This window comes from Bacteroides sp. AM32-11AC, from assembly GCF_003603515.1.
GTDB classification, from domain to species: Bacteria; Bacteroidota; Bacteroidia; order Bacteroidales; family Bacteroidaceae; genus Bacteroides; species Bacteroides uniformis.
The window spans coordinates 81,217-107,710 of sequence record NZ_QTNH01000002.1 but is presented as its reverse complement, the minus strand read 5'-3'; the positions used below and the strand labels follow the sequence as shown (position 1 = coordinate 107,710).

27 protein-coding genes and 1 pseudogene are annotated in these 26,494 nt (G+C 47.9%); 14 read left to right on the top strand and 14 right to left on the bottom strand.

Going from position 1 to position 26,494, the window contains the following annotated elements:
• Positions 1-82: 82 nt before the first annotated feature.
• The 8 genes from DW800_RS02350 to DW800_RS02305 all read right to left on the bottom strand — a co-directional run bounded on the left by DW800_RS02350 (position 83) and on the right by DW800_RS02305 (position 5,687).
• Positions 83-1,372, bottom strand: coding sequence for a sensor histidine kinase (locus tag DW800_RS02350; RefSeq protein WP_117748961.1), 1,290 nt, complete (start codon positions 1,370-1,372; stop codon positions 83-85).
• Positions 1,369-2,046: a response regulator transcription factor gene (locus DW800_RS02345; RefSeq protein ID WP_005832639.1), complete on the bottom strand. Its 678-nt coding sequence runs from the start codon at positions 2,044-2,046 to the stop codon at positions 1,369-1,371. Before DW800_RS02345 ends, DW800_RS02350 begins: the two co-directional genes overlap by 4 nt.
• Positions 2,047-2,095: 49 nt before the next feature.
• On the bottom strand, positions 2,096-2,644 hold the full coding sequence (locus DW800_RS02340) for a DUF4738 domain-containing protein (protein WP_005831701.1): 549 nt from the start codon (positions 2,642-2,644) through the stop codon (positions 2,096-2,098).
• A 60-nt stretch (positions 2,645-2,704) separates the two neighbouring features.
• Entirely contained in the window at positions 2,705-3,154 is a 450-nt protein-coding gene (locus tag DW800_RS02335) for a DUF4890 domain-containing protein (protein ID WP_016272777.1), read from the bottom strand.
• A 136-nt stretch (positions 3,155-3,290) separates the two neighbouring features.
• Positions 3,291-3,518 (bottom strand): DUF4248 domain-containing protein, encoded by a 228-nt coding sequence (locus DW800_RS02330; RefSeq protein WP_005831704.1) that lies wholly within the window; start codon positions 3,516-3,518, stop codon positions 3,291-3,293.
• A gap of 126 nt (positions 3,519-3,644) precedes the next feature.
• Positions 3,645-4,124, bottom strand: a complete 480-nt coding sequence (locus tag DW800_RS02325; RefSeq protein ID WP_087331939.1) for an HU family DNA-binding protein — start codon at positions 4,122-4,124, stop codon at positions 3,645-3,647.
• A 246-nt stretch (positions 4,125-4,370) separates the two neighbouring features.
• Entirely contained in the window at positions 4,371-4,511 is a 141-nt protein-coding gene (locus DW800_RS20100; protein ID WP_349824525.1) for a hypothetical protein, read from the bottom strand.
• A gap of 555 nt (positions 4,512-5,066) precedes the next feature.
• A complete protein-coding gene (locus DW800_RS02305) occupies positions 5,067-5,687 on the bottom strand; it encodes a DsbA family protein (protein ID WP_005832650.1) in 621 nt (206 codons plus the stop codon).
• Positions 5,688-5,980: 293 nt separating this feature from the next.
• Between DW800_RS02305 and DW800_RS02300 the strand changes: the two genes are divergently transcribed.
• Positions 5,981-7,489 carry a DUF3843 family protein gene (locus tag DW800_RS02300; protein WP_243634892.1) on the top strand — a complete coding sequence of 503 codons (1,509 nt, stop codon included), beginning with the start codon at positions 5,981-5,983 and terminating at the stop codon, positions 7,487-7,489.
• 45 nt (positions 7,490-7,534) lie between these two features.
• Here DW800_RS02300 and DW800_RS02295 read toward each other — a convergent pair whose 3' ends face one another.
• Together DW800_RS02295 and DW800_RS02290 are read right to left on the bottom strand one after the other, a co-directional pair.
• A complete protein-coding gene (locus DW800_RS02295; protein ID WP_119957749.1) occupies positions 7,535-8,221 on the bottom strand; it encodes a potassium channel family protein in 687 nt (228 codons plus the stop codon).
• A 5-nt stretch (positions 8,222-8,226) separates the two neighbouring features.
• Positions 8,227-10,056 carry a TrkH family potassium uptake protein gene (locus DW800_RS02290; RefSeq protein ID WP_119957748.1) on the bottom strand — a complete coding sequence of 610 codons (1,830 nt, stop codon included), beginning with the start codon at positions 10,054-10,056 and terminating at the stop codon, positions 8,227-8,229.
• 133 nt (positions 10,057-10,189) lie between these two features.
• Between DW800_RS02290 and DW800_RS02285 the strand changes: the two genes are divergently transcribed.
• Positions 10,190-11,557 carry a TrpB-like pyridoxal phosphate-dependent enzyme gene (locus DW800_RS02285; protein WP_005831725.1) on the top strand — a complete coding sequence of 456 codons (1,368 nt, stop codon included), beginning with the start codon at positions 10,190-10,192 and terminating at the stop codon, positions 11,555-11,557.
• Here the strand turns inward: DW800_RS02285 and DW800_RS02280 are convergent.
• Both DW800_RS02280 and DW800_RS02275 read right to left on the bottom strand, forming a co-directional pair.
• The gene (locus DW800_RS02280) at positions 11,554-13,152 is read right to left on the bottom strand and encodes a ClC family H(+)/Cl(-) exchange transporter (protein ID WP_005831727.1); all 1,599 of its coding nucleotides are present in this window, start codon (positions 13,150-13,152) and stop codon (positions 11,554-11,556) included. The genes DW800_RS02285 and DW800_RS02280 overlap by 4 nt on opposite strands.
• Positions 13,153-13,224: 72 nt before the next feature.
• On the bottom strand, positions 13,225-13,401 hold the full coding sequence (locus tag DW800_RS02275; protein WP_005832662.1) for a DUF4250 domain-containing protein: 177 nt from the start codon (positions 13,399-13,401) through the stop codon (positions 13,225-13,227).
• A gap of 308 nt (positions 13,402-13,709) precedes the next feature.
• Between DW800_RS02275 and DW800_RS02270 the strand changes: the two genes are divergently transcribed.
• The 6 genes from DW800_RS02270 to DW800_RS02245 all read left to right on the top strand — a co-directional run bounded on the left by DW800_RS02270 (position 13,710) and on the right by DW800_RS02245 (position 19,484).
• A complete protein-coding gene (locus DW800_RS02270; RefSeq protein WP_005775881.1) occupies positions 13,710-14,933 on the top strand; it encodes a site-specific integrase in 1,224 nt (407 codons plus the stop codon).
• A complete protein-coding gene (locus DW800_RS02265; RefSeq protein ID WP_004328110.1) occupies positions 14,930-15,319 on the top strand; it encodes a hypothetical protein in 390 nt (129 codons plus the stop codon). The genes DW800_RS02270 and DW800_RS02265 overlap by 4 nt, the downstream gene beginning before the upstream one ends.
• Positions 15,320-15,596: 277 nt before the next feature.
• Entirely contained in the window at positions 15,597-16,802 is a 1,206-nt protein-coding gene (locus DW800_RS02260) for a primase-helicase family protein (RefSeq protein ID WP_004328112.1), read from the top strand.
• Positions 16,803-17,059: 257 nt separating this feature from the next.
• Positions 17,060-17,998 carry a toprim domain-containing protein gene (locus DW800_RS02255; protein WP_005775883.1) on the top strand — a complete coding sequence of 313 codons (939 nt, stop codon included), beginning with the start codon at positions 17,060-17,062 and terminating at the stop codon, positions 17,996-17,998.
• Positions 17,999-18,174: 176 nt separating this feature from the next.
• A complete protein-coding gene (locus tag DW800_RS02250) occupies positions 18,175-18,540 on the top strand; it encodes a MobC family plasmid mobilization relaxosome protein (RefSeq protein WP_004329306.1) in 366 nt (121 codons plus the stop codon).
• A complete protein-coding gene (locus tag DW800_RS02245) occupies positions 18,537-19,484 on the top strand; it encodes a relaxase/mobilization nuclease domain-containing protein (RefSeq protein ID WP_004329305.1) in 948 nt (315 codons plus the stop codon). The genes DW800_RS02250 and DW800_RS02245 overlap by 4 nt, the downstream gene beginning before the upstream one ends.
• 21 nt (positions 19,485-19,505) lie before the next feature.
• Here the strand turns inward: DW800_RS02245 and DW800_RS02240 are convergent, their stop codons facing one another.
• A complete protein-coding gene (locus tag DW800_RS02240; RefSeq protein ID WP_004329304.1) occupies positions 19,506-20,165 on the bottom strand; it encodes a helix-turn-helix domain-containing protein in 660 nt (219 codons plus the stop codon).
• Between the two features lie 62 nt (positions 20,166-20,227).
• On the opposite strand from DW800_RS02240, the gene DW800_RS19550 reads away from it, so the two are divergent.
• Positions 20,228-20,377 carry a hypothetical protein gene (locus DW800_RS19550; protein ID WP_004329303.1) on the top strand — a complete coding sequence of 50 codons (150 nt, stop codon included), beginning with the start codon at positions 20,228-20,230 and terminating at the stop codon, positions 20,375-20,377.
• A 47-nt stretch (positions 20,378-20,424) separates the two neighbouring features.
• Here DW800_RS19550 and DW800_RS02235 read toward each other — a convergent pair whose 3' ends face one another.
• Positions 20,425-21,324 carry a helix-turn-helix domain-containing protein gene (locus DW800_RS02235; protein ID WP_004329302.1) on the bottom strand — a complete coding sequence of 300 codons (900 nt, stop codon included), beginning with the start codon at positions 21,322-21,324 and terminating at the stop codon, positions 20,425-20,427.
• A 130-nt stretch (positions 21,325-21,454) separates the two neighbouring features.
• On the opposite strand from DW800_RS02235, the gene DW800_RS02230 reads away from it, so the two are divergent.
• The 5 genes and pseudogenes from DW800_RS02230 to DW800_RS02210 all read left to right on the top strand — a co-directional run bounded on the left by DW800_RS02230 (position 21,455) and on the right by DW800_RS02210 (position 26,445).
• On the top strand, positions 21,455-22,231 hold the full coding sequence (locus tag DW800_RS02230) for an MBL fold metallo-hydrolase (RefSeq protein ID WP_004329300.1): 777 nt from the start codon (positions 21,455-21,457) through the stop codon (positions 22,229-22,231).
• On the top strand, positions 22,228-22,896 hold the full coding sequence (locus DW800_RS02225; RefSeq protein WP_004329299.1) for a radical SAM mobile pair protein A: 669 nt from the start codon (positions 22,228-22,230) through the stop codon (positions 22,894-22,896). The genes DW800_RS02230 and DW800_RS02225 overlap by 4 nt, the downstream gene beginning before the upstream one ends.
• Positions 22,893-23,768 (top strand): radical SAM mobile pair protein B, encoded by an 876-nt coding sequence (locus DW800_RS02220; RefSeq protein WP_004329298.1) that lies wholly within the window; start codon positions 22,893-22,895, stop codon positions 23,766-23,768. The genes DW800_RS02225 and DW800_RS02220 overlap by 4 nt, the downstream gene beginning before the upstream one ends.
• Positions 23,769-25,130: pseudogene (locus DW800_RS02215) on the top strand (hybrid sensor histidine kinase/response regulator); the annotation flags it as partial. It abuts the gene before it with no gap.
• On the top strand, positions 25,123-26,445 hold the full coding sequence (locus DW800_RS02210; protein ID WP_005775887.1) for a sigma-54-dependent transcriptional regulator: 1,323 nt from the start codon (positions 25,123-25,125) through the stop codon (positions 26,443-26,445). The pseudogene DW800_RS02215 and the gene DW800_RS02210, both read left to right, overlap by 8 nt.
• Positions 26,446-26,494 lie beyond the last annotated feature (49 nt).

Below are 26,494 nucleotides of genomic sequence, written 5' to 3'. Positions count from 1 at the left end.
TTTTAATGTTACTAATAAATTTCATATTATTCACACTGCAAATAACGGTAGAGAATTAGGAAAGATTTGGGAATAACCGCAGTTAACAGTAAATTTTACTTTCTTTAACCAGACGGAAGGTATGCATACCGTCCTGCCATTCATACGTGAGCTTCAATGAAGACGACAACGCAATGGAACGCGCTATGGCAAGCCCCAGTCCGGTGGAGTCCTTCTTGCCATCCATGCCATGATAGAAACGCCGGAACAACTTCTCTCCATCCAAAGGAACATCACCCGTATTCTTTATGACCAGCGAAGTTGGAGTGGTAAGTACCTGCAACTCTCCCTCTTCCCTATTGTGCAGCAACGAATTCTTCACCAGATTGGAAACCAGTATTTGCGCCAGCGAATGGTTGCAACGGATAATAAAAGGCTGCTCCTCCCGTTTTCGTATCAGTCTCACCTGCTTATGTTCATAGATATCCATCAAGTCGGGCAAGAGTTCATCCAATATCTCATCCACCGAGACATCCTCCATCTCGGTATACTGCCCGTTCTCTATACGGGAAAGCAACAGCAGGGACTTGTTCAGTCTTACGGCACGCCCCAGCGTGGCATATATCTCGTCCAGCTGCTCCATTTGCTGTTCCGTCATCCCTTCACTCTCAGCCAGCAGTTCCACTTTTCCCCTCACGATGGCAAGCGGTGTCTGCAACTCATGCGAGGCATTCTCGATGAACTGCTTCTGCTCCTCGTATGCCTTGTAGCTGCGGTTACCCATATCCAATGCAGCATCGCTCAGCTGGCGGAACTCCCGTATCTTCGTCGGGTTGTCCAATGGAGGCACCTCCTTGCCGGGCTGAATGCAGTGCAGCCAGTCAAGCAACCTATGTAACGGACGGAACACTCCCTTCAGCACCAACTGGATGCCGATGGAAGTACAGATGAGAAACAACAGGAACAGCGCTCCCAGATACCAAAGCATAGCCTCCACCATGTCATCCCGCTCCAAAATGGAAATCATCAGTTTCAACTCATAATATTGCCCGTCGGGCATACGGAAAGCGGTACACATGACACGTACCGGTTCGTCTTCATCCTCCAGTTCGATATAAACCGTAGCATCATAGAACACTTGTCTGTAATGCCGCCCTTCCTCTTCGGATATAGGAGTGAACTTATAGAAAGACATCAACGAGCCTTCCGTTTCGAGTATCGAGGGGTCGTGAAGCGCACTCTCCATCAATATCTCACCGTAATTCTCCAACGTATCGTCCGTCTCATCCACCACCTCGTCAATGATTGCGTAATAGAACAGCACACCCCACACTGCCATCAACAGAAACAGCAGCAATGCAAGTTTGCGGTAGGTGTAGCTCAGCAGCTTCATAGTTCGGAGAGTTTGTAGCCGAATCCATAGACAGCCTTTAATTCTATGGTAGCCTCAGCTTGTTTCAATTTCTTACGCAGATTCTTCACTTGCGAGTAGATAAAATCCAACGAATCCGCCTGGTCTATATTGTCTCCCCACACCGACTCGGCAAGGCTCATTTTATTGATGACCCGGCCGGGGTTGACTACAAAATAATAGAGCAGGTCGAACTCCTTGCGGTTCAGCTGCAAGGGTTTTCCGTTTATCTCTACCTGCCGTTTGTCGGGGTAGAGCAAAAGATTTCCAAGGGTGACGGTCACATCTCCCTTCGCCTGCCGCCGACGTATCAATGACTTGACACGTGCATTGAGTTCTGCCAGATGGAAAGGCTTTGTAAGGTAATCGTCGGCTCCCAGTTCCAGCCCGTCCACCTTGTCGTCCAGCGAGTCTTTGGCCGAGATAATAAGCACACTGTCACTGCGGTGCAGCCGTTTCAGCTCACGCAGCAAGTCCAGACCGCTCCCGCCAGGCAACATGATATCCAGCAAAATGCAGTCGTAATCGTAGTCATTGATTTTATCCAATGCCGAAAAATAGTCGGCAGCGGTCTCTACAACAAACTTTTCTTTCAAGAGCGAAGTGCGGATGGTTTCCCGCAAATCTTGCTCATCTTCTACAATCAGGATTTTCATACCGGCAAAGATGGTCTATAAAACTGGAAACAATCTGGAAAACTATCCACTAATCAATGCTGTCTGTCTGATAGTCCTCCATCAGTTCTTCTTTTGCCATGGAGATTTTCCCGTCAGCCGTAATGGTCAGTCTGATGGGAACATAAAGGTCGGATTGCGGATAGCAGACGCTCGCCGCGTATATGATTCCTTGCGGAGTGGTCTTGTCATAGACCAGCCCCTCAAGAATGGAGTACTTCATGAACTTGGCATCCACCAACGAAGCAAAATTATCTTTGGTGAACACTTTATCCACCACCTGCTTCCCGCCGCACGTGATGCGCAAGGTGATACGGTTATCCACAAATTTCTCCCCCTGCTCGTTTTTCACTATCGGCAGAGATTCATCCGGCCGGCGCACTACAGAAGACTGATACTCTTTTCCCTTATACGTAAAGGATGTTTTTACATCAGACACCTGCATGCGCTGTGGGCCGGCAATTTCTGTACTATCCTGCATCAATACCTGCGTACCGTCTTTCTTATTCTTGTCTTGCGACGAACAAGCAGTGAAGAAAATGACCGATGCACACACTAAAATATAGACTATATTCTTCATCGTTCTGTTTTTTAGTAGTTGACCGGACAAAAATAGTACAAATTGAATGCAATAGAAAATTTATTTTCTTTTAGATTCCATTTTTGCTTTTCTATCCTGCACTTTCTTGCTGTATGCAGCATATTGTTCTTCCGTCATAATCTTCTGGAGTTGTGAATCATAAGCAATACGGGCAGTCTTCATCTCTTCACGCTTCTTTTCCATCTCCGCTTTTTTCTGCGCGCGTTGCTCATCCGTCAATTGATGGCGCTTGCCATCTCTCTTATGATGCTTGTGTGCTTTGGCACGATGCATCGGCATATCTCCCATTTTCTCAACCAATGCCAGATTTGCCTCCAGCAGTTGTTGTTTCTGCGTATCGTTCAAGGAGTACTCTTTCACCATCCGTTCCGTCATGCGCTCGGCACGGACTTTCGGTTCGGGCATTTTATCACTGTGGCGGGCATGTTGTGCCATTGCCATGCCACCCATCAGGAAGGCGGCCATCCATATCAGAACTATTCTTTTCATCATTTTTCTCTTTTTTTAATTAATACCTTATGTTAGTTATACCTATTGTGTTGCAACGTATCTATGACAAAAACAAAAGCGGGAAGTTTAACCGCAACTTCCCGCTTTAACATAATAAATGAGGTTGAAAAGAATATTAAGGTTCGTCCAGATACTGTACGATAAGACTCACCTGCTTCGGCATGAATGTCCGTGTCCTTACATTGTACCCGGTATGCGCCAAGGCTTCATACAGTTCGTGATTCCGTTTTATCCACCGCGTCAGGGTGCGGATGGCGCAACGTGCAGTAGCATTGGGGCAATAGAGGCATGCCAAATCTTTCTTTTTATAAGTCGTGATACGAAAGCCATTTTCTGTTTCCATAGCAGTTTGTCTGATTTTTAAATGATTGATGTAAAGATACGATATTCAAAAGGCGAAGTCAAGTATTTCAAGGAGAATATGAACCTTTTTCTGAGAAAGTTCATATTCTCCTTATTTACAGAATGTTTATCCTAACGGATTTTCTCCCTGATCGCCATCGGAACCGCCGCCATCCGGATTTGGTTTGGAGCTACCCCCGCCAGAAACGGTGCCGTTGCCCGACCAATCCATCTTCTCTACGCTGGCGCGGGTCAGCATGTCCCTAAAGTAGAAGCCCGGGGTGAAGATAATCTTGCGGCGATAAATCGTGCTTGCCTTCACATCTTCCAGCTTGTCCTGGCTCTTGGCATTGATGCCGGGACGGAAACAGCCGAACTCACCCAGCTGTACTGAAAATCCCTTGTTGATATCCATATTCAAGGTGTCGATCAATCCGTCCAGCACCAACTTCACCACACCGCGAGGCGCCATGCCTATCTTGGAAACCTCGTCGCATAAATCCTTAAAACCTACCACACCCAAAGTTTTCATCTGCGCCACGTACTTTTCCGTTTTTGTCTCGTCAAAACCGAATACTCTCTTTTTTACTTCATAATTCAAAGCCATAGTTTTTTAATTTTAAGTTGATTAATAAAAGTCGGTCTTGTTCGCTCGTCAGTCTGCAAAACCAGTTTCTTTGTGACCACGATGCAAAGATACAACGGGCAGAAAACGGGGTGGTGCTTTAACGGAGGTTTAAGGAGGTTTTCGTAGGATAAAAAAGGATATTGGAGAAAAAGAAAGGAACTGATAGACAATGACTAAGAAATTTTATTCCTTAATCATACATTGTTTTTATCCTTTACGGCATCTTTAATTGACAGCGTAAAAAAGTTCAAGTTCTTTTCTCTCTGAATTTGCGCTTGCAAACTCCAAACTCTTTTTTCCCAAAAATGGATAGTGGTAGTTTCGTGAGCCGACAGGACATAGGGCAATGCACCTTCCACATGAAATACATTGACCTTCATCTGTCTTTATGGGGTTCTCCGACGCAATGGCACGTGTCGGGCACTCTTCCTGAATAGGACGGCACGCCTACGACCAACAATTCATCGCGTCCCAATCTCAAACCGGGGGATTAAAACATTACTCGTAATGTCATGTTGGATATTATCGGCGTGCAGCTGCTTGACGATACCCTGCACGATGGCTTTGGTAGTAAATGTAGCACTGAAAAAAACAGAATGGACTTTATGTATCTCCATAAATCTTAATTTATCCGATTAAATTTCTAATAACCGTAAATTTATTGGTATCCGTTCAAGGTCAGGCAGAAGAAGTCACTGTCATCATACGGATAATCGTATTCGATGGGGAGTTCTTCTTTCTCTATTTTCTTGAATCCGGCTTTCTCATAAAACAGATGTGCTCTGTCCGTATTCTTGGGGGTGTCGAGAATGATTTACCTCCAGCTTTTTCAATATGCGGGATAACAGCCCTTTATCCATATTGAGCTCACGGGATATGTCCTTTGCATTTCGATTCGGATGCAAATACACATCTTGAATTTTACCTCTTTCTGGCATACACCACACTCGGCCCCATCCCATGCCTCATCAGCACCCCTTCTTCTATAAACCTATTCAAATCGACAACCGCCTGCTTATAACTACGTCCTGCCAGCCGTGCATACTGGGAGCGATTGATGCAGGGATACTGCTGCAAATACTCATCCAGCAACTGCCAGCGCTGCTCCACGCCCAACGCCTCATCGGCAGACGAAGCAGGCGCCGATGCCGATTGCGGACAACGCTCCAACTGCATCTTACCTTTCAAATCCTTATAGAACTCCCTGCCCAGACGGAAATTCAACCCGCGCAAAGCGATGGAGGCAGCACGAAGCTCTTTCTTGTCCGTCGCCTGGCGGGTACAACTCAAAGAGGGGGTGAAGTAACCCAGTTCGCCCAGCTCCACCGTCCAGCCATTGGCAAGGCAGTCGCGCAACTCATCCATAAAGCCTGCCATCGCTCCTTCCAGCAGGCTGCGGCTGAGGCCGGTGAAAAGATGTACACGCTCGATAAATTCCTTGCGGTCGATGGTGCCCTTGGGGACAAAGCGGGCATAAAGGGATTGTTGCTCGCCGGTCTGGCGGACGTCGGGTTTCTCGAAAAGGTCGTAATACGCACTCATATATATTCTGTTTTTAAATGGTTCTGCAATTCCGTTTTTTCTTCTTCCCTGGCATTAAGGAGAAGAAATGCTATTCTTTAATCGTTCCACCATGGAGAAAATATCATTCTACCACGGAAGAAAAATCGTTCCACCATGGTGGAACGATTTTTCCCACACGATGGAACGATTTAATAGTAGCATACAAATATACTAATCGAAAGGAGGGAAAGCAAGAAAATTCCCATAAAAAACATATCTTTACGCCGGAAATGAAACATATAAAAAATACACACCAAACTCACTTTAGAGTCATGAAGAAAATATATCCCAAAGAATGGTTGGAACTGCATCCTTACAAGCAGACAAACAGCGTTGACCAGTACTACGTCGGCATTGCAAACGAAATCCACAAAAGACTTTACTCTTCAACGATAGCCGACGCCTTCGAAGAAGAGGAAAACATACGCTATACAAGCCTCTGCCTCGCCGCATGGTTTGAGGACGTCATCTCCCAGACCGGCATCTGGCAGGCATTCACTGCCGAGTGCCGGAAGCGATACGGAACCTATCTGCCCTTCTACCCCATCAAAGGCGATTATTTTCCGGATGAAATCAATCTGGAGGACATACGCTTTCTGCTTTGGCACCATATACAATATCTGTGCCGGGGAATAAGCGCCATCAACCCCGAGAATCCCGGAATAGAGCAGACTGCACAAAAGATATACGGACTGCTTGCAGAGGAATACGAAACCGCTCCCGAAAATGAAAGGATGCAGGCATTTCTATACCACTCTGCCATGGGAGAAGAAGACTTCTTCCGCTACCGGGAGATACTGGATTGGTTTCACTACCAATGCTACTTCAACATCGAAAATGTCGCCCAATACCGGGACGAAGCTGAACGGTTGCTGGATGATGAAAAGATTACTCCCGAAATGGCAGAGACCCTCATATATGCCACACGCACCTCACTGACGTTCAAAGGGCGCCGCAACCTGCTGTCGCTGACCTCACCGGAATGGCTGGCTCTCGTCGGAAAAGCCCATCCCGAACATCAGCTTTGGGGCAAGGTGAAGGCACGGGAAAACAGTTGCTATCTGCTGGAGAAAGAAGACGATGAATTTCTGTACGTCAAAGATTTGTGCAGTGAGGACGAAGGCGAATTCAAGATAACCAAGAAGTCCTTGAACCTTTCGGCCATCCGTAGCCGAGAGGTAGGGAAAAGCACCCTTATCTGCGAACTGATTTATTTTGGCAACACATGGTGGCAGTGCGGCATGCTTCTCGAAAACAAGTACGACCAGAAAATGGCAGAATATGTGGACGACTTGACGAAACAGAAAGAAAAGACGAATGAAAAGGCTACATTCCATGATTTCATAAAAGCATCCGGCGGGAAATCTTTTGTATTCTGCCAATCGCAAGAGGAGATTTCTGATTTTCTGCTGAACAAGATGGGATACGGCTTGAAAGAAGACCTGGACATACCACGCATACATACAGAAACCGGAGCCATGCTGATGGCCAACCCGCACACCGGCCTACATATCCAATTCAAGCTGTGCGAATGCATCAAATCTCCGGACAACCCCTATTATAATAAAGAGGAAGCAGAGAAAAACGCCATTATGTTCATCGTCAACCCCGACGTTATCCCTTACCAACTGAGTTGCATCCTGCAAGACGAAGGCATGCTTCCGGATGCTTATCTGAACAGTTTGCAAGGAAAAGAATACGGACAAGAGTTCATACGCAAGAATGCACACTTCCTGACTGATTATTTCCATTATCGGTGTCGGGAGAAGGACTTTGATTAGTTGAAAATGGAAAATTTTCAACTTTCCATTTTCAATTACCAATTGTCATAGTGCTTTCCAGAACTTCTGGAAATCCTTATACCGTCCGTAGCACACTAACTGGTCGCCGGCTTGTATCTGGTCATTTTCCGGCAGTTCGTTCAGTACATTGTGTTGCACATACGAGACGCCCAGGCAATTCTTCAAAGTCTCGGCACGTTTCAAGGCGAGCATCTTCAGGCCAAACTCCTTATCGAGATTCAATTCATTGGCATAATAGCCAATGAACTTGTCCGGAACGGTGAACTTGACTACATAATAATCCGGTGCCACGCGGAATGTCTCCATATCGGCACCGAATTCCAGCAACTGTACCAGTCCGCGTGCGGCATCCTCCTCGGGAGTAAGAATGCGTTCCAGCTCAAAAGCCTCGAGCACGGAACGGTGGACAGTGTCAATGGCACGGGCATAGATATGCTGCACCTTCTTCTGCTTCAGCAAAGCCACTACACGGATGGATGCACCGAAATTCTCGCCGATGGCAACAATCACCACATCCACACTGTTCAGCGGCAATACGGACAAGGCCTGCTCGTCCGTAGCGTCGATGACAAAGGCTGTGGCAATCTTTTCCTTCAGACTATCCACCCGGCCAGCGCTCACGTCCGCACCTATCACTTCGTGCCCCAGTGCAGAAAGCTCTTCTGCCAGCACGTGACCATAATTCCCTAAACCGATAATAATATACTTCATCTCATTTAATTGATAATAATCTGACCACTCGGATACTGATACTTCGTATGCTTCTTCTGCTTGATGATGCCAAGCATCAGCGTAATCAGTCCCACACGCCCCACAAACATCAGCAGTGCCACCAGCAGCTTGCTGTCGTCTCCCAACCGCGGGGTAAGGTTCAAACTGGACCCCACCGTGCTCAATGCCGACACACACTCGAAGGTAATGGCCAAAAGCGACGTACCCGGCTCCAGCATACTGATGATGAAAACAAACAGCAACAAGACGCCGAACGACATCACCACCGTGGCATTGGAACGACGGATGGAATCGTGTGACAGCTCACGGCCAAACACCTCTACCCGTTCCGTGCCGCGCAACACAGCCACCAGATTCAGCACCACTACCGCAAAGGCATTTACCTTGATACCGCCTGCCGTAGACTGTGAACCGCCTCCCACCCACATCAGGAACAGATATATAAGCAATGTCTGTACCCCCAAGCCTGCCAAGTCCACACTGGTAAAGCCTGCCGTACGGGGACACGTGGCATTGAAAAACGCCTGCGTCCACTTGTCTGCCACCGACATGCCGGCGAAGGAGGCATTCCACTCAAAGACAGCAATGCCCACCGTGCCCAGCACCAGCAGCAGGAAGGTGACTATCAGTACAATCTTTGTATTTAGGTTGTACAGATGGTAAAAACGCTTGCCGTCCCAATGCCACGTACGCAGAAAGTGCCACAGACGACGCAGATGGTAAAGAATAATATCCTTGAAATTCACCAGTATGGGGAAACCGATACCCCCCAGAATAATCAGCAGAGATATATAGATGAAGAACGGGTTGTGCCCCGTCATCACCAACGGATTGCCCAGATTTCCGGGCAACGTGGAGAATCCCGCATTGCAGAAAGCGGAAATGGCATGAAAAGCGGAAAAAGCCAGCTCTTCTTGAAGGTCCATCCCCATCGTCCCGTGGATGTCTCCCCAGATAGCAAGCATCCCTATTCCTTCAATCACCAGCGTAAAGGCCAGAATATAGACCAGGGTGGAGAGCAAGGAATTCAAGGAATTGGAACTCACCATGTCGCGCACCACCAACTGATTGTACAACGAGGTATTACCCATGAAGAACATGGCAAAGAAGCTCGTCAGTGTCATCACTCCCAGACCGCCTATCTGAATCAGCAGAATGATTACCACAAAACCGGTCGGGGTAAAAGTGGATGCCACATCGACAGACGTCAGCCCCGTGACACACACCGCACTGGTGGATATGAACAGCGAGTCGACCCACGATATGCCGTTCACCGTGCAGCGCGGCAACATCAACAGCCCCGTGCCTATCATTATGATTATCAGGAAACTTGCAGCCAAAATAAGCGAAGGGTTCGTACGCCGCCCCAGCAACCGTACCAGCCCGTTGGAAAGGCTGAAAAAGGAAAACACCAGCAGCAGGACAAGATGATAGGCCTTGCCATGCAGAAATTCCCAGAACTGCAAGATGGCGCCCTCCTCCTCCGGACGATGGAAAATGACCGGGATAAGAGTCAGATAGAGCAGAATGGTCAGTATCCAGGTGAGCTTACTGAAGGTGCGCCGGGTATCCTTGTATTCCAGCAAAATGCGAAGGGTGACATCTACCAGAAAAACAATCCACACCCCATGGTACAAGCGTTGGAGCTGATGCGCCTCGACCTCTGAAATCGTAAAGCCATGCTCATAGACCACGCCGACAATCAGCAGGATGGAGGCCAAATAAGTGATGGAAGTCATTACTCCCACTGTCATCCGTACGTAAGGGTGAATCCATTTATTTTGATACAAAAGGAATTTATGATAAATCTTCATAAATGCATCGATTAATGAAACGCGGCAAACTTAGACAAATATACCTTGATATACAAAAAACAAAAGGAAAAAGAAATTGGTTCAAAAATAATAGCTACATTTGGGCATTGAATTATTAATAATTTTAACCACTATGAGCAACAAAAAGAAAAGATTCATTCTCCCGGAAGAGGAAATCCCACAGTACTGGTATAACATACAAGCCGATATGGTGAACAAGCCCATGCCACCGCTTCACCCCGGCACCAAGCAACCGCTGAAAGCAGAAGACTTGTATCCTATCTTTGCCGAGGAACTCTGCCGCCAGGAACTGAATCAGACCGACACGTGGATTGAAATCCCCGAAGAGGTCCGCGAAATGTACAAATACTACCGCAGCACTCCGCTGGTGCGCGCTTATGGATTGGAGAAAGCGCTCGGCACACCGGCACATATCTACTTCAAGAACGAGAGCGTCAGCCCGATGGGCTCGCACAAGCTGAACTCCGCCATCCCACAGGCATACTATTGCAAGCAGGAGGGAGTGACTAACGTGACCACCGAAACCGGTGCCGGACAATGGGGAGCTTCCCTGGCATATGCCGCCCGCCTCTTCGGACTGGAAGCCGCTGTCTATCAGGTAAAAATCAGTTACGAGCAAAAGCCCTACCGCCGCAGCATCATGCAGACATTCGGTGCGCAGGTTACCCCGTCTCCCTCCATGTCTACCCGCGCCGGAAAAGATATACTGACCGCCCATCCCAACTATCAGGGCTCACTGGGAACAGCCATTTCCGAAGCCATAGAGCTGGCACAGACCACTCCCAACTGCAAATATACCCTCGGCTCCGTATTGAGCCACGTGGCCCTGCACCAGACCGTCATCGGACTGGAAGCCGAAAAGCAGATGGAAATGGCGGGTGAATATCCCGACACCGTCATCGCCTGCTTCGGAGGAGGTTCCAACTTTGGCGGTATCGCCTTCCCCTTCATGCGCCACAACATCCTCGAAGGAAAGAAAACACGCTTTGTCGCCGCCGAACCTGCTTCATGTCCGAAGCTGACACGCGGCAAATTCCAATACGACTTCGGCGACGAGGCCGGATACACTCCGTTGCTGCCCATGTTTACACTGGGACACAACTTTGCCCCTGCCAATATCCATGCCGGCGGCCTACGCTATCACGGTGCAGGTGTCATCGTATCACAACTGCTGAAAGACGGTTATATGGAAGCGGTGGACATCAAGCAGCTCGAATCATTCGACGCCGGTTGTCTGTTTGCGCAAGCAGAGGGCATCATCCCCGCCCCCGAGTCCTGCCATGCCATTGCCGCCACCATCCGCGAAGCAAACAAATGCAAGGAAACGGGTGAAGAGAAGGTGATTCTGTTCAACCTTTCCGGTCACGGACTTATCGACATGGCATCCTACGACAAGTATTTGTCCGGCGATTTAGTGAATTACGAGCTGACGGATGCCGACATCCAGAAGAATCTGGACGAGATAGGCAATCTGGCTTAATAGATATTCGCCATACTGACAAGCGGTTCATAGAGTTTCTCTATGTCCTGCGAGTCCATCTCAATCTGTACCTGGTCCCCCGGAATCAAACGAGTTCCTGCGGGGACCAGATTTTTTCCATCCCGATGTACATTGATAATGACGCAACGCTCCGGCAGGGACAGTTCGTCCACCAGTTTCCCGTCCAGATAAGAATCCGTCATAATCTCCACTGAAAGCGTATAGCGTTTCTCTTCTTTAAAATCGGGAGCATGAATCATATCTTCATAGAGGGAGACGTTGGAAGGCTTCATTTGCAGAAGTTCCGTAAAATAGTAGGTCAACCCACCAACAACCACCGAAGGGTAAAAGACCTCAAAATGCCCCGTAATCTCCGTAATCAGCACAATGGCCGTGAGCGGTGTACGGACCACGGCCACCAGAAAAGCCGACATGGAAACAAGCATGATATAACTGACATTCTCTTGCCCGATGACACCGTACCTCACTCCTACCAGACCGACAATCTGTCCCAACAACCCTCCCGTAACCAGCGTCGGAATGAAACTGCCGCCCGGCAATCCGGAAGAGACAGAGAAAACTGAAAAGACAAAATGCAACAACATGACGGCCGTCACCCACATAATCTGCGTACTGCCATTCTGTGCCTGGGCCAGCAGAAACTGCTCCCCGCCTCCGGTCAGATTGACCTGCATCAGCGAAATGATGTAGGCCACCAGCACCAGATATAACATCTTGACATACGCCGGAGAATTGACTTTGGCATACACATGCCTGAAAGCATTCATGGTGGAGGAGTAGAACTTCCCGCATACGGAGACAATCACCGCCAATATCAAGAAATACTTCACCTGGACAAAGAAGGCGAAAACCGGTTCCGTTACCTCTATCAGATGGTAAGGATTCACGGGAAAGACCATGCTTGCCACGGCTCCTGCCACAACACCCGCCAGCAAGGTAGTGATGGCCGTCTTAGGGGCATCGAAGCGTTCAATGGATTCTATTACAATGAGCGAGGAAGCCAGTGGCGCTGCAAAAGCCGCAGCGAGCCCCGCTCCCGCTCCGGCTGCCAGCAACTGTTTCTGTTCGCCTTTCAGGATATGGGTCCAGCGGGATACCAGGCTACCCACATAGGAGCCTATCTGCACGGAAGGCCCTTCGCGCCCCAAAGACAGCCCCGCCGAGAAGGACAAAATGCCCCCTACGAACTTGGATACCATCTCGATGAAAGGATGCCGGTAAGTGATGCGCCCGTTAATCACGCCGCGTGTCTGCGGAATACCTCCCCCGCCGATAAGCGGCATTTTCCCCACGAGCCACATGACGAAGACGAGAATGCCCCAAGAAAACAGAAAGAGTGGAATGTGCCAGTACCAGGCCGGATGCGAAGCGAAAAAAACACTGCGGAGGTGGAACAGATAATAGAGAAGATAGTGATAGGGCACAGCGACCAGTCCCGTCAGCAAACCGACGAACATGCTGACGAAATACAACCGGGCATCCACCAGCTTCAACTTCCAGATGTGCCAGCCGCGTACTGTTTTCCAGTTCTTGACCCTCGTCCAAAGACGTTCTGCCTTATCCCATAGTTCCATAACAAAACAACTCCCGTTAACTTGCGCTTTACAACAACAAGCAACGGGAGTTGTTTTATACAGAAACATTATTTACCAAAATCTGTTCTTTGCAGGATTATACTCAAATCCCACGAGCTTCAATTTTCGTACAATGTCCTCTTTCTCTACGTTCATATCCTCGCAGAGCGCGTCCAGCGAAGGATAGAAATCACGCAGTTTCATGTTGATGAAGCTGTACAGCATCACCGGGTCCTCAGGTAATCTCATAGTTACAATCTTTAAATTTAAACTAATACCGGAGACAAAATTACAATAAATCTCTGGAAAAGACGAATAAAAAGGGACAAATGTCTTCGTAATGCCTGTCAATAAGGCGTTTGCGAAGACAAATGAGGACAGGCGAAAAATCGAGGTAACGTAAAGGAAAGCGGATTTATGAAGAAGAACGGTCTCCAAATCATTACCCGCCGAATGGTGATTTTTAACACACCGTGTTGTATTTGGCAGCTTGTGGCACAGGTTGGCATATCAAGGTCTAACTCGTTGAGTAATAACTTTGCAAACAAAAAACGAGTATGGCAAGAAGCACATTCAAGGTTCTGTTCTACGTGAACGGCAGCAAGGAGAAAAACGGTATTGTCCCCATCATGGGACGAGTGACAATCAACGGGACTGTGGCGCAGTTCAGTTGTAAGCAGAACATCCCGAAAACGCTTTGGGACGTGAAAGGAAACAAGGCGAAAGGCAAGAGCCGCGAGGCACGAGACATCAACCTTGCCCTTGACAACATCAAGGCGCAAATCATCAAACATTACCAGCGCATTTCAGACCGCGAGGCATTTGTTACGGCTGAGATGGTGCGCAACGCCTATCAGGGAATCGGCAGCGAGTATGAGACGCTGCTAAAAGCATTCGACCGTGAGAACGAAGTGTTCAAGAAACGGGTAGGCAAAGACAGGGTAATGGCTACCTATCGGGCACGTGTACGGGCAAGAAACCATGTAGCCGCCTTTATCAAGTCGTTTTACAGACGCAGCGATATGTCCATGTTGGAACTTACTCCCGATTTCATCAAGGAGTTCGCCGCATACCTCTCGACTGAAGCCGGATTGCGGAACGGTTCGATATGGGCAAACTGTATGTGGCTGAAAGGCGTGGTCATGAAAGCGCATTATAACGGGTTGATACCGCGCAATCCTTTCATCCAGTTTCATATCAGCCCCAATGTGAAAGAACGGGAATATCTGACGGAGGATGAACTGAAAGCGGTCATGACACATGAGTTTGCAGACAGCAAGCTCGCATACATCCGTGACATTTTCATCTTTGCCAGTTTCACCGCCTTGTCATTCGTGGACATTCAGGAACTGACGAATGACAACATCGTGGAGGTGAACGGCGAGAAGTGGATATTGTCCAAACGCCACAAGACAAAAGTCGCCTTCCAAGTGAAGCTGCTGGATATACCCTTGCAGATAGTCGAACGCTACCGACCGATGCAGAAAGACAATCGTATATTCCCCGGCTTGAACTATTGGTCTATCTGCAAACCGTTGAAACGGATGATAAGGGAATGTGGCATAACCAAGTCAATATCATTTCATTGCAGTCGTCATGGCTTCGCAACATTAGCTTTGAGCAAGGGGATGCCCATTGAAAGCGTAAGCCGTGTGTTGGGACATACGAATATAGTCACGACCCAACTCTACGCAAAGATAACCACGCAGAAGCTCGACAACGACCTGACCATGTTCGGCGACAAACTGAGTAAGACGTTTAACGGAATAACGATGTCATGAGTATGAGAAGAAACAGCATAACAGTGAATGAATCCGGCAATATCATCATGCCGGAGAATGTCTCAAACATTTGGATGAGCGAGCCGGAATTGGTGGAACTGTTCGGAGTAATTGCTCCGACACTTCGTTCTGCCATCAGAAACATCTATAACAGTGGAGCATTAAAAGAATACGAGGTACAGAAGTATGTTCGGCAGGAGAACGGGTATCATGCCGATGTGTTCAGCTTTCCGATGATAGTCGCACTTGCTTTCCGCATTGACAGCTTCGGTGCGGAACAGGTGCGCAATGCCATATTTAAAAGGCTGTACTTGCGAAAAGAGAAAACAAATATCTTCTTTTCGCTGGGTATAAATGGTTGGGATATGTCTAATTATCAGGCATAAGTTCTAATGATATGACGACATGAAGTAGTGAGACCTATGCGTATTCCCATTGCCAACAATGTATTTATACGAGTATGTGAATAGGTGTATTGCCATTCATACGTACGATTACGACAAACCCGAAGAAAAATCCATTAGAATGGCATTTCTTCGGGCTTTTGTTGTATGTCATAAAGCCAAATCCAAGAAAATCTTACGTGAGGTATGCGTGAGTTGTTAATCCGTTCTGCGCTAATTGCCGAGTTTTGCACTGATTAAACAAAAAAATGAAGTGCTAATGAAACAAGGCAACTTTGAAAATGAGGAGTTTATCCGTGTGGGTACTACCCTCTACAAGTTAGTGAACCAGCCCCGTCTGAACGGAGGCTATGTGAAGAAGCGCATCGTGTGGAACAACGAAACACTGCGGCAGGACTACGGCAAGGACTATCTCGCCACCGTGCCGAAGTACGACGGCTTCTGCACCGTCCCCGACCATGTGGACTACCGTCCCGTGGTGGACAAGTTCCTGAACCTCTACGAGCCGATAGGACACCGTCCGCAACAAGGCGAGTTTCCCTGTATCCGGTCATTGGTGCGCCATATCTTCGGTGAACAGTATGAATTGGGCATGGACTATCTTCAATTGCTCTACCTGCAACCCGTGCAGAAACTGCCTATCCTGCTGTTGGTATCAGAAGAACGCAACACGGGCAAGAGTACATTCCTGAACTTCCTGAAAGCTGTGTTTCAAAACAATGTCACTTTCAATACCAACGAGGACTTCCGCAGCCAGTTCAATTCCGACTGGGCAGGAAAACTGCTCATCGTGGTGGACGAGGTATTGCTCAACCGCAGGGAGGACAGCGAGCGGTTGAAGAACCTCAGTACAACTCTATCCTATAAAGTGGAAGCCAAAGGCAAAGACCGTGACGAGATAGCGTTCTTTGCCAAGTTCGTGCTATGCTCCAACAACGAGTATCTGCCTGTTATCATTGATGCAGGTGAAACACGCTATTGGGTGCGCAAGATAGACCGTCTGCAATCCGATGACACAGACTTCCTGCAAAAGCTGAAAGCTGAGATACCTGCCTTTCTGTATTACCTGCAATACAGACAACTTTCCACCGAAAAGGAAAGCCGTATGTGGTTTGCGCCCTCTTTGCTGCATACCGAAGCCTTGCAGAAGATTATCCGCAGCAACCGCAACCGATTGGAGATAGAGATGTGCGAACTTATCCTTGACATTATGGAAAGTGTCGGCACGGACACATTCTCGTTCTGCCACAACGACATTCTTCTTTTGCTGGTACATTCGCAGGTAAAGGTGGAGAAGCACCAAGTCAGAAAGGTATTGCAGGAATGTTGGAAACTTACTCCTGCCTCTAACGGGCTTACATATACCACTTACCAATTCAATTACAATCGGGAGTGCCGATATGAGCCGATAAAAAGAGTCGGTCGTTTCTACACCGTCACAAGGGAACAACTTGAATCCCTGTAATACTATTCTTTTTTTGTTGAATTGATGAATAATGATATAACCATACTGATAATAAACAGCATACACTCTCAACAAATTCTCAACAATCGAAAAGAAAAGTTGAGAGGGAAACAGCATCAGTTTGTTGGATTCTCTATTTGTGAGTGGTTTGTTGAGAAGATGTTGAGAATATAAAGCATTAACGTATAGGACAATACATATCTCATTCATCAAATCAACGTTTTTACAGTCATCATCAAATCCATAGAAATTATATCATGAACATCCAAGAAGCAAAACAAATCAAAATTGCGGACTATCTGCAAAGTTTGGGTTATTCGCCCGTAAAGCAACAGGGAAACTGCCTGTGGTATAAATCCCCGTTCCGTCAGGAAACGGAAGCCTCGTTCAAGGTGAACACCGACCGCAACCTGTGGTTCGATTATGGACTGGGAAGAGGTGGTAACATCATCGCACTTGCAGGGGTACTGTACGCATCCGACCATGTGCCTTATCTGCTTGGCAAGATAGCGGAACAGGCACCACACATCCGTCCCATATCTTTCTCTTTTCGCCAGCAGGCATCCGAACCGAGTTTCCAACATTTGGAGGTGGGCGAACTCACCCATCCGGCATTGCTCCGATACTTGCAGGAACGGGGCATAAACATCGCTTTGGCAAAGGCGCAATGTAAAGAGCTCCACTTCACCCATAACGGCAAGCCCTATTTCGCCATCGGTTTTCCGAATGTGGCGGGAGGATTTGAAGTGCGTAACCGTTTTTTCAAAGGCTGTGTCGCACCCAAAGACATCAGCCATATTCGGCAACAGGGAGAAGCGAGAGAGAAATGCCTTGTATTCGAGGGCATGATGGACTATCTTTCATTCCTCACGTTGCGGAAGAGGAACTGCTCGAACTTGCCCGACCTTGACAGGCAGGATTACGTCATCCTCAATTCGACCGCCAATGTTTCCAAAGCTATAGATGTGCTGCACGGGTATGGACGTATCCACTGCATGCTCGACAATGACGAGGCGGGAAGAAAGGCGTATCGGGAATTGGAAAGGAAGTTCGCCGGACGCATCCGCGACTTCTCCGACAACTACAAAGGGCATAAAGACCTGAACGATTACCTGCGTGGAATCCGGCAGAAATTAGCCGTTAGTCCACCGCCAAGAACTATCGTAAAACCCAAGAAGAAAGGGTTGGGATTATGACATCCCGAATGAGAAAAACGGGAGATGCCCGAAACTCATTCCTTAAGGATTGGGAGGTAGCAAGTTTGTGTTTCGGGTGTACCGAAACCGCTTGCCACCCACCATCCAAATTGCAGGAGGTGGCATCCCGTCGGTCTATACAGTTGAATCAGTAACCGAATTAAAAGGAATAAAATATGGAACAGACAAAGGAACACAAGGAACGCAACAAGGGAGGTCGCCCCAAGAAGGAAGCAACCGAGAAACTGAAATACCGTATCGCAGTGAAAATGACGGCAGCCGACTACTTCCGCCTGCTGACACGATCGCATGAGGCGGGCGTATCACCAAGCGAGTACATGAGGGAATGTTTCCGTAACGGTCATGTGAAAGAACGGCTGTCGGAGGAACATGCCGGATACATCCGCCAACTCTGCGGCATGGCTAACAATCTCAACCAGCTTGCGCGTAAGGCAAACGCCGGAGGCTTCCACGATGAACGGTGGGACTGCAAGGTGGCAGTGGCAAGGATTCATGAACTTATAACCAAGATAGGGATATGATGGCGAAAATCGTAAAAGGAAGCGACTTCAAGGGTGCGGTGGATTACATCATCGACAAGAAGAAGGATACGCAGATAGTAGCAAGCGAAGGCTTGTTTATGGAAAATCTGGAAACTATCGCCATGAGTTTCAATGCCCAGTCACGGATGAACGATAAGGTGACAAAACCTGTCGGACATATCGCGTTGAGTTTTTCCAAAGAGGATGAGTTACGGCTGACGAACCGTATCATGGCAGGCATCGCGCTTGAATATATGGAACGGATGGGAATCAAGAATACGCAGTTCTTCATCGCCCAGCATTTCGACAAGGAGCATCCGCACGTGCATATTGCTTTCAACCGCATAGACAACAACGGCAATACCATATCGGACAGGCACGAGCGTCTGCGCAGTACCCGCATCTGCAAGGAATTGACCTTGAAATACGGCTTGCATATGGCTGGCGGAAAGGACAATGTCAAACGCAACCGCCTGAAAGAGCCAGACAGGACGAAATATGCGCTTTACGACATCATCAAAATGGAAGTCGGCAGATGCGGCAACTGGAACGTGCTTATCGCCAACCTGAAACGGCAGGGAGTGGAAGTACATTTCAAGCATAAGGGGCAGACCAGCGAGGTGCAGGGTGTTGTATTCTCCATGAATGGCTACCATTTCAACGGCTCCAAAGTGGACAGGCGTTTCAGTTATTCCAAGATTGACGCGGCTTTGCAGCACAACAGATGCAGGGAACGTATGGGAATAACAGCCGGAATATATGAAACGGCTACACCAAGCGCACCGTCCGGCACGGCACAAAGCGAGTTGTTCAACGGCTCTTGGGGATTGCTAAAAAGCAGTGGCTCATCTTATAACGCTGCTGATGCGGAAGCCAATCAGGAAATGGTGGATATACTTCGCAGAAGGAAGAAAGTTAAGCGCAAGAGAGGTGTTGGGTTCTAATATTCTGTACTAATCCAATTCTCACGACACTTGCGCTCTATATTCATTCGGAGTGTAACCTACCTCTTTCTTGAACAGTCGGGTAAAATGTTGCGGGTACTGAAAACCGAGATTATAGGCGATTTCATTAACGGTGTCGTCTGTAGATGCAAGTTCCGTCTTGGCTATTTCAATAGACTTGTCATGAATGAAATGCAGGGCGGTTGAACCTGTTTCTTTTTTCAATAAATCACTGAAATAGTTGGGCGAGAGGCAGAGCTTGTCTGCACAATACTGTACAGTGGGCAAGCCTATCCGTTTAGCAGCCCCATCATGGAAGTATTCGTCAAGCAACCGCTCAAATCTTGCGAGGATGTCTCGGTTTTGGTTGTCGCGTGTGATGAACTGACGGTCATAGAAACGTGTGCAGTAATCAAGGAACGTCTTGATGCTGTCTGTGATGAGGTTCTTGCTGTGACGGTGTATCGGATGGTTCAATTCATATTGAATCTTGTGGAAGCAATCCATGATGATTTGCCGTTCTTCCACACTAAGGTGCAATGCCTCGTTTGTCTCGTAGGAAAAGAACGAATATTCACGCATTATCCGCCCGAGAGGTGTATTCCGCAGCAGGTCGGGATGGAACATAAGCAGGTAGCCATCTGGTTGGAACTGCATGCCGTCATCTTCCGCACCGAACACCTGTCCGGGCGCGATAAATATCAGTGTGCATAATTATTCCTAAGTCTGTGAAACCGGAACGCATGAAGCAGAATCTCGACATATTAGACTTCACCCTGTCGGCCGACGACATGGCACGGATAAAGACGCTGGATACCGACAAGCCTTTCTTACTCGGCTCGCACGAAGATCCAGAAATCGTAAAATGGTTCATGCAGTACAAAAACGCCTGAACATCAACAACCATATTTCGATAGCCGCTATCGACTATATTAAGAAGTTATTCGTATATGCCTTTATTGTAATCCGTCATGTACTGAGTAAATGTTTTGCCTGTTTGCTGTTTGAAGAAGCGCATGAGATGGCTCGGATCAGAGAAATTGAAATCATCCGCCATTTCACTGACAGTGCGGTTGGAGAATAGCAATTCGTTCTTCAGTTCCTCAAGCAGACGTTGTTTTATCAAATGGGTAGCTGATACTCCGAATTGGGCTTTTACTGAGTTATTGAGTGTGATGCGACTGACATGAAGCATGTCTGCATATTCCTGCACCCGCTGGTGGGTGCGGATATTCTGTTCCAACAAGTCCTTGAACCGAAAAGCGAAATTGTTTTTAGCAATTTCAGCGGGCAAGCAATAGGCGGCAGCGTATGTACGATTGATAATCAGCAAAAGATAATATAGTAAGGAAACAATGATATTGTACGTATCGGACACTGGATTCATCAGCTCATACTTAATCTTTCCGAGCAGCCGCATATATTCCTTCATTTCGTCATGTGTGGCATTGATGTAAGGCGGCGTATCTGTCTGGTAACAATACAAAAGGCGAAAAACGAAGAACTTGTCGGCGATAAAAGTACGCATGAAATCTTCGCGGAATATAAGGAACGTGTAATCCAACGCCGTCTCATCTACATGCCACTCTTGTTGCTGATGGGGTGAAAGCAGGAGAACCATGCCGTCGCGCAGTTCAATCTTGCGGAAGTTCAGTAGCAAATATCCGTTTGCCTTACGGAAAAAGTAGAAGCTGAAGAAGTCTGTCTTAAACCGCTTGTTTTCTGTCAGCACAAGTCCGATGTCCTTGTTTATGGCAGTATTGATGTAAAAATCCACGCCGCAGCGTGTCTTGTTGAACGGTACGCTGACCAGTCGATCAGGGTTGATTATCTCGTCCATATCCTTGTCGTTTTTGCAAAGATAATAATTTCATTTATCAAAATGGCATAATTACCGTTTTTTCAGGCATAGATGTTTCGCCGGATTCTTCCGAACTTTGCACCCGTAATCAATAACAAGACATATAGTCATGAAAAAGACATCTACAGTACAATTGGTGCGCAATGCCACCTTGAAAATCAGGTATGCGGGACACACCATGCTAATTGACCCCGTTTTAGCCGACAAAGGCACTTTGATATCGGCCCTCGGTGTGAATAAAACACCGAGGGTACACCTCACCATTCCTATTCAGGATATTATCGGAGGCGTGGACATGGTGCTCCTGACCCACAATCACATCGACCATTACGAGCCGAGTGTCCCCACACATTTGCCCAAAGAAATTCCTTTCTACGTTCAGCCCCAGGACGCGGACGCCATCAGAAACGACGGATTTACAAATGTGATACCCATCGAAGAAATAAAAACAATAGACGGCATATCCATTTACCGCACGACCGGACATCATGGTTTCGGGCAGATCGGGCAGATGATGGGACCTGTATCAGGTTATGTGCTAAAAGCCGAGGGCTTCCCGACCGTTTATATAATGGGTGACTGCCGATGGGAAGCATGTATCCGAGACACCGTGGAACGGTTCAATCCTGACTATATCGTGGTAAACTCCGGAGGTGCAATCTTTCCCGAATTTTCCAAAACGGACGGTCCTATCATCCCCGACGAGAACGAAGTGATGCAGATACTTGACGAATTGCCTTCGCATATCAAGCTGATAGCCGTACACATGGATGCCATCGACCATTGCCAGACCACCCGTGCAATTCTGCGCAATGAGGCAACGCATCACGAAGCCGACATGAGCCGGCTGATTATCCCGGAGGACGGAGAAACAGTTGTGTTATGAGTGTCTGCATTAAATCCCTGATAAAAAACATGAACATAGTGGTAGGGTGCACTATAGGATGCCCTTACTGCTATGCCCGTAACAACTGCCGCCGTTTCCACATTACCGACGACTTTTCCGTGCCTGAATACATGGAACGAAAACTGCGCATCATCGATACGTCCCGTCCTCATGTGTGGCTCATGACAGGAATGAGCGATTTCTCCGATTGGAAGCCTGAATGGAACGCAGAAATTTTCGAGCGGATCAGCAGCAATCCCCAGCACGCCTATATCTTTCTGACGAAGCGCCCTGACAAAATCAGTTTCTCCTCTGACGACGAGAACGTATGGATGGGCGTGACCGTTACGCGCAGTTCCGAGAAAAGGAGGATTGATGATTTGAAAAAGAATATCAAAGCACGACACTACCATGTCACGTTTGAACCTCTCTTCGATGATATCGGCGAGATTGATTTCGAGGGAATTGACTGGATTGTCATAGGCACAGAGACCGGAAACCGAAAAGGAAAGTCATATTCGCGCCCCGAATGGGTGCTTAGCATTGCAGAACAGGCAAAGGCTCATGGCATACCGGTGTTCATGAAAGAGGATTTGCTGCCGATTATGGGCGACGAAAGAATGATTCAGGAATTGCCGGAACAATTTACCAGACGAATACAATGAATATGGATACAATAAAGGAAATAGATGTAAAGAGTGTAATGACCAAATCCTCTCTGCCGGTGGGAGGATATTCGGTCAACCCTTATGTAGGGTGTCCCCACGCCTGCAGGTATTGCTACGCATCGTTCATGAAACGGTTCACCGGGCACACCGAGCCGTGGGGTACGTTTTTAGATGTAAAAAACTGGAAGCCGATAACGAATCCTCATAAATACGACGGTGAACGTGTTGTAATAGGGTCTGTGACGGACGGTTACAATCCGTATGAAGAAGAATTCCACCGTACCCGAAGGCTGCTCGAAGAGCTGCGAGGAAGCGATGCCGAGATTATGATATGCACAAAGTCCGATCTTGTCCTTCGCGATCTCGACCTGTTGAAGAGTTTTCCCAAAGTGACTGTGTCATGGTCTGTCAATACGCTCGACGAGCAGTTCTGCGCAGATATGGACAACGCCGTAAGCATTGAACGCCGTCTGAAAGCGATGCGTCAGACATACGAGGCAGGTATCCGCACCGTATGCTTCGTCTCGCCCATATTCCCCAGAATAACAGACGTAAAGGCAATAATAGAGGAGGTAAAAGATTATGCTGATTTAATCTGGCTTGAAAACCTGAATTTACGCGGGCAGTTCAAAGGCGGGATAATGACGTATATCCGTGAGAAGTATCCTGACCTCATACCGCTTTACGAGGAAATTTACAATAAAAAAAGGCTTGAATACTGGCAGGCATTGGAGCAGGACATTTCAAATTACGCCAAGGAGCAGGGCTTCCCGTATCGTATAAACGATCTGCCATACGGACGCTCGGAAAAAGGCAAACCTGTCATCGTAAACTACTTCTACCACGAAAAAATACGATTGACAAAATGAGGCTATGCCGGACTGATGCAGAAAAGTTGTAGCGCGGATAAAAGCACCATGTATGTGGATAATATCCGGCAATCTTCCGAGCGTATGCGGGAGATGCTCAACACGCTGCTGGATTTCTTCCGTCTGGACAACGGCAAGGAGCAACCCAACCTTTCCCCTTGCAGGATTTCCGCAATCACGCATATTCTTGAAACGGAGTTCATGCCCATTGCCATGAACAAGGGGCTGACTTTGATAGTGGAGAGCCACACCGATGCGGTGGTTTTGACCGACAAGGAACGTATCCTGCAAATCGGCAACAACTTGTTGTCAAACGCCATCAAGTTCACGGATAACGGTAGTGTATCATTGGCAGCGGATTATGATAACGGTTTGCTGAAACTTATCGTTGAAGATACCGGTACGGGCATGACCGAAGATGAGCAACAACGAGTATTCGGTGCATTTGAACGTCTTTCAAATGCCGCCGCAAAAGACGGCTTCGGATTAGGATTGTCCATCGTGCAGCGTATTGTGGCGATGCTCGGTGGAACTATACGCTTGGAAAGCGAGAAAGGCAAAGGGAGCCGCTTCACGGTGGAAATTCCCATGCAGACAGCCGAGGAACTGCCGGAACAGACAATTCAAGCGCAAATGCGCCATAATCATATCTGCCATGATGTGATTGCCATCGACAATGACGAGGTACTTCTCCTTATGTTGAAAGAAATGTATGCCCATGAAGGGATGCACTGCGATACCTGTACCAATGTTTCGGTACTGATGGAGCTGATACGAAAAAAGGAATACAGCCTGCTTCTGACGGATCTGAATATGCCTGAGATAAGCGGTTTTGAACTGCTGGAACTGTTGCGCTCATCCAATGTAGGCAACTCGAAGAGTATTCCCATAGTCGTGACAACCGCTTCGGGCAGTTGCAGCAAGGAGGAACTTATAGGGCGTGGATTTGCCGGATGCCTGTTCAAGCCGTTCTCCATATCCGAACTGATGGAGATTACGGATAAATGCGCATTAAGCAGCATATTGGATGAAAAGCCGGATTTTTCCACTCTGCTATCTTATGGCAATGAATCCGTCATGCTGGACAAACTGATAGCGGAAACCGAAAAGGAAATGCAGGCGGTCAAGGATGCAGAACAGCGTAAAGACCTCCAAGAACTGGACACACTTACACACCATCTGCGAAGTTCATGGCAGATTCTCCGTGCCGACCAGCCATTGAGGGAACTTTACGCCCAACTTCATGGAAGTGCCACTCCAGATGACGAAGCGATATGCAAAGCGGTGACCGGCTGTGCTGGATAAAGGTGCTGAAATTATCCGGCAGGCAAAAGAAGAAAGGAAAAATACGAAAATGGATAAAACAAGAATCATCGTGGTGGAGGACAATATCGTGTATTGCGAGTTTGTCTGCAACCTGCTGGCACGGGAAGGATTCCGTACCGTGCAGGCTTACCACCTCTCGACCGCGAAGAAACTTCTGCAACAAGCCTCAGACGGGGACATCGTGGTTTCTGACCTACGACTACCCGACGGTGACGGCATCGACCTATTACGATGGATGCGCAAGGAAGGCATGACACAACCGTTAATCATCATGACCAACTATGCCGAAGTGCATACGGCAGTCGAAAGTATGAAACTCGGCTCGCTGGACTATATCCCCAAGCAGCTTGTGGAGGATAAACTTATGCCTCTGCTTCATACCATCCTGAAAGAACGGAGTATCGGACGAAATCGTATGCCCGTTTTTGCCCGTGACAGTTCCGCCTTTCAGAAAATCATGCAACAGATAAGATTAGTTGCCCCTACTGATATGAGCGTGCTGATATTCGGAGAGAACGGCACGGGCAAGGAGCATATCGCCCACCATCTGCATGATAAGAGCAAAAGGGCAGGGAAACCGTTTGTGCCTGTGGACTGCGGTTCACTCTCCAAAGACCTTGCGCCCTCGGCATTCTTCGGACATGTCAAAGGCGCGTTTACGGGTGCGGACAGCACAAAGAAAGGATACTTCAATGAGGCAGAGGGTGGCACATTGTTCTTGGATGAGGTAGGCAATCTCGCATTGGAAACCCAGCAGATGTTACTCCGTGCCATACAGGAACGGAGATACCGCCCTATAGGTGACAAGACGGACAAGAGCTTCAATGTCCGCATCATCGCCGCCACCAACGAGGATCTGGAGAAAGCGGTCATTGAAAAACGTTTCCGACAGGATTTGCTGTACCGTTTGCACGACTTCGAGATAACTGTTCCGCCCTTGCGTGACTGTCAGGAGGACATCATGCCGTTGGCGGAGTTCTTCCGTGAGATTGCCAACAATGAATTGGAATGTAGCGTGACTGGGTTCGATGCGGAAGCCCGTAAGACATTGCTGACCCATCCGTGGCCGGGTAATGTCCGTGAGCTTCGGCAGAAGATAATGGGCGCGGTGTTGCAGGCACAGACGGGAGTTGTCATGAAAGAGCATCTGGAACTTGCCGTAACGAAACCGACCTCACCTGTCAGCTTCGCCTTGCGAAACGATGCGGAGGACAAGGAACGCATCTTACGCGCGTTGAAGCAGGCAAACGGAAACCGCAAGGTTGCCGCCGAATTGCTCGGAATCGGACGTACAACGCTGTATAGCAAGTTGGAAGAGTATGGATTAAAGTATAAATTTCAGCAATCATAGCCCGCAACTTGCCGAAAATAGAAGTAACGGTTAAACCGGATTATTCAGC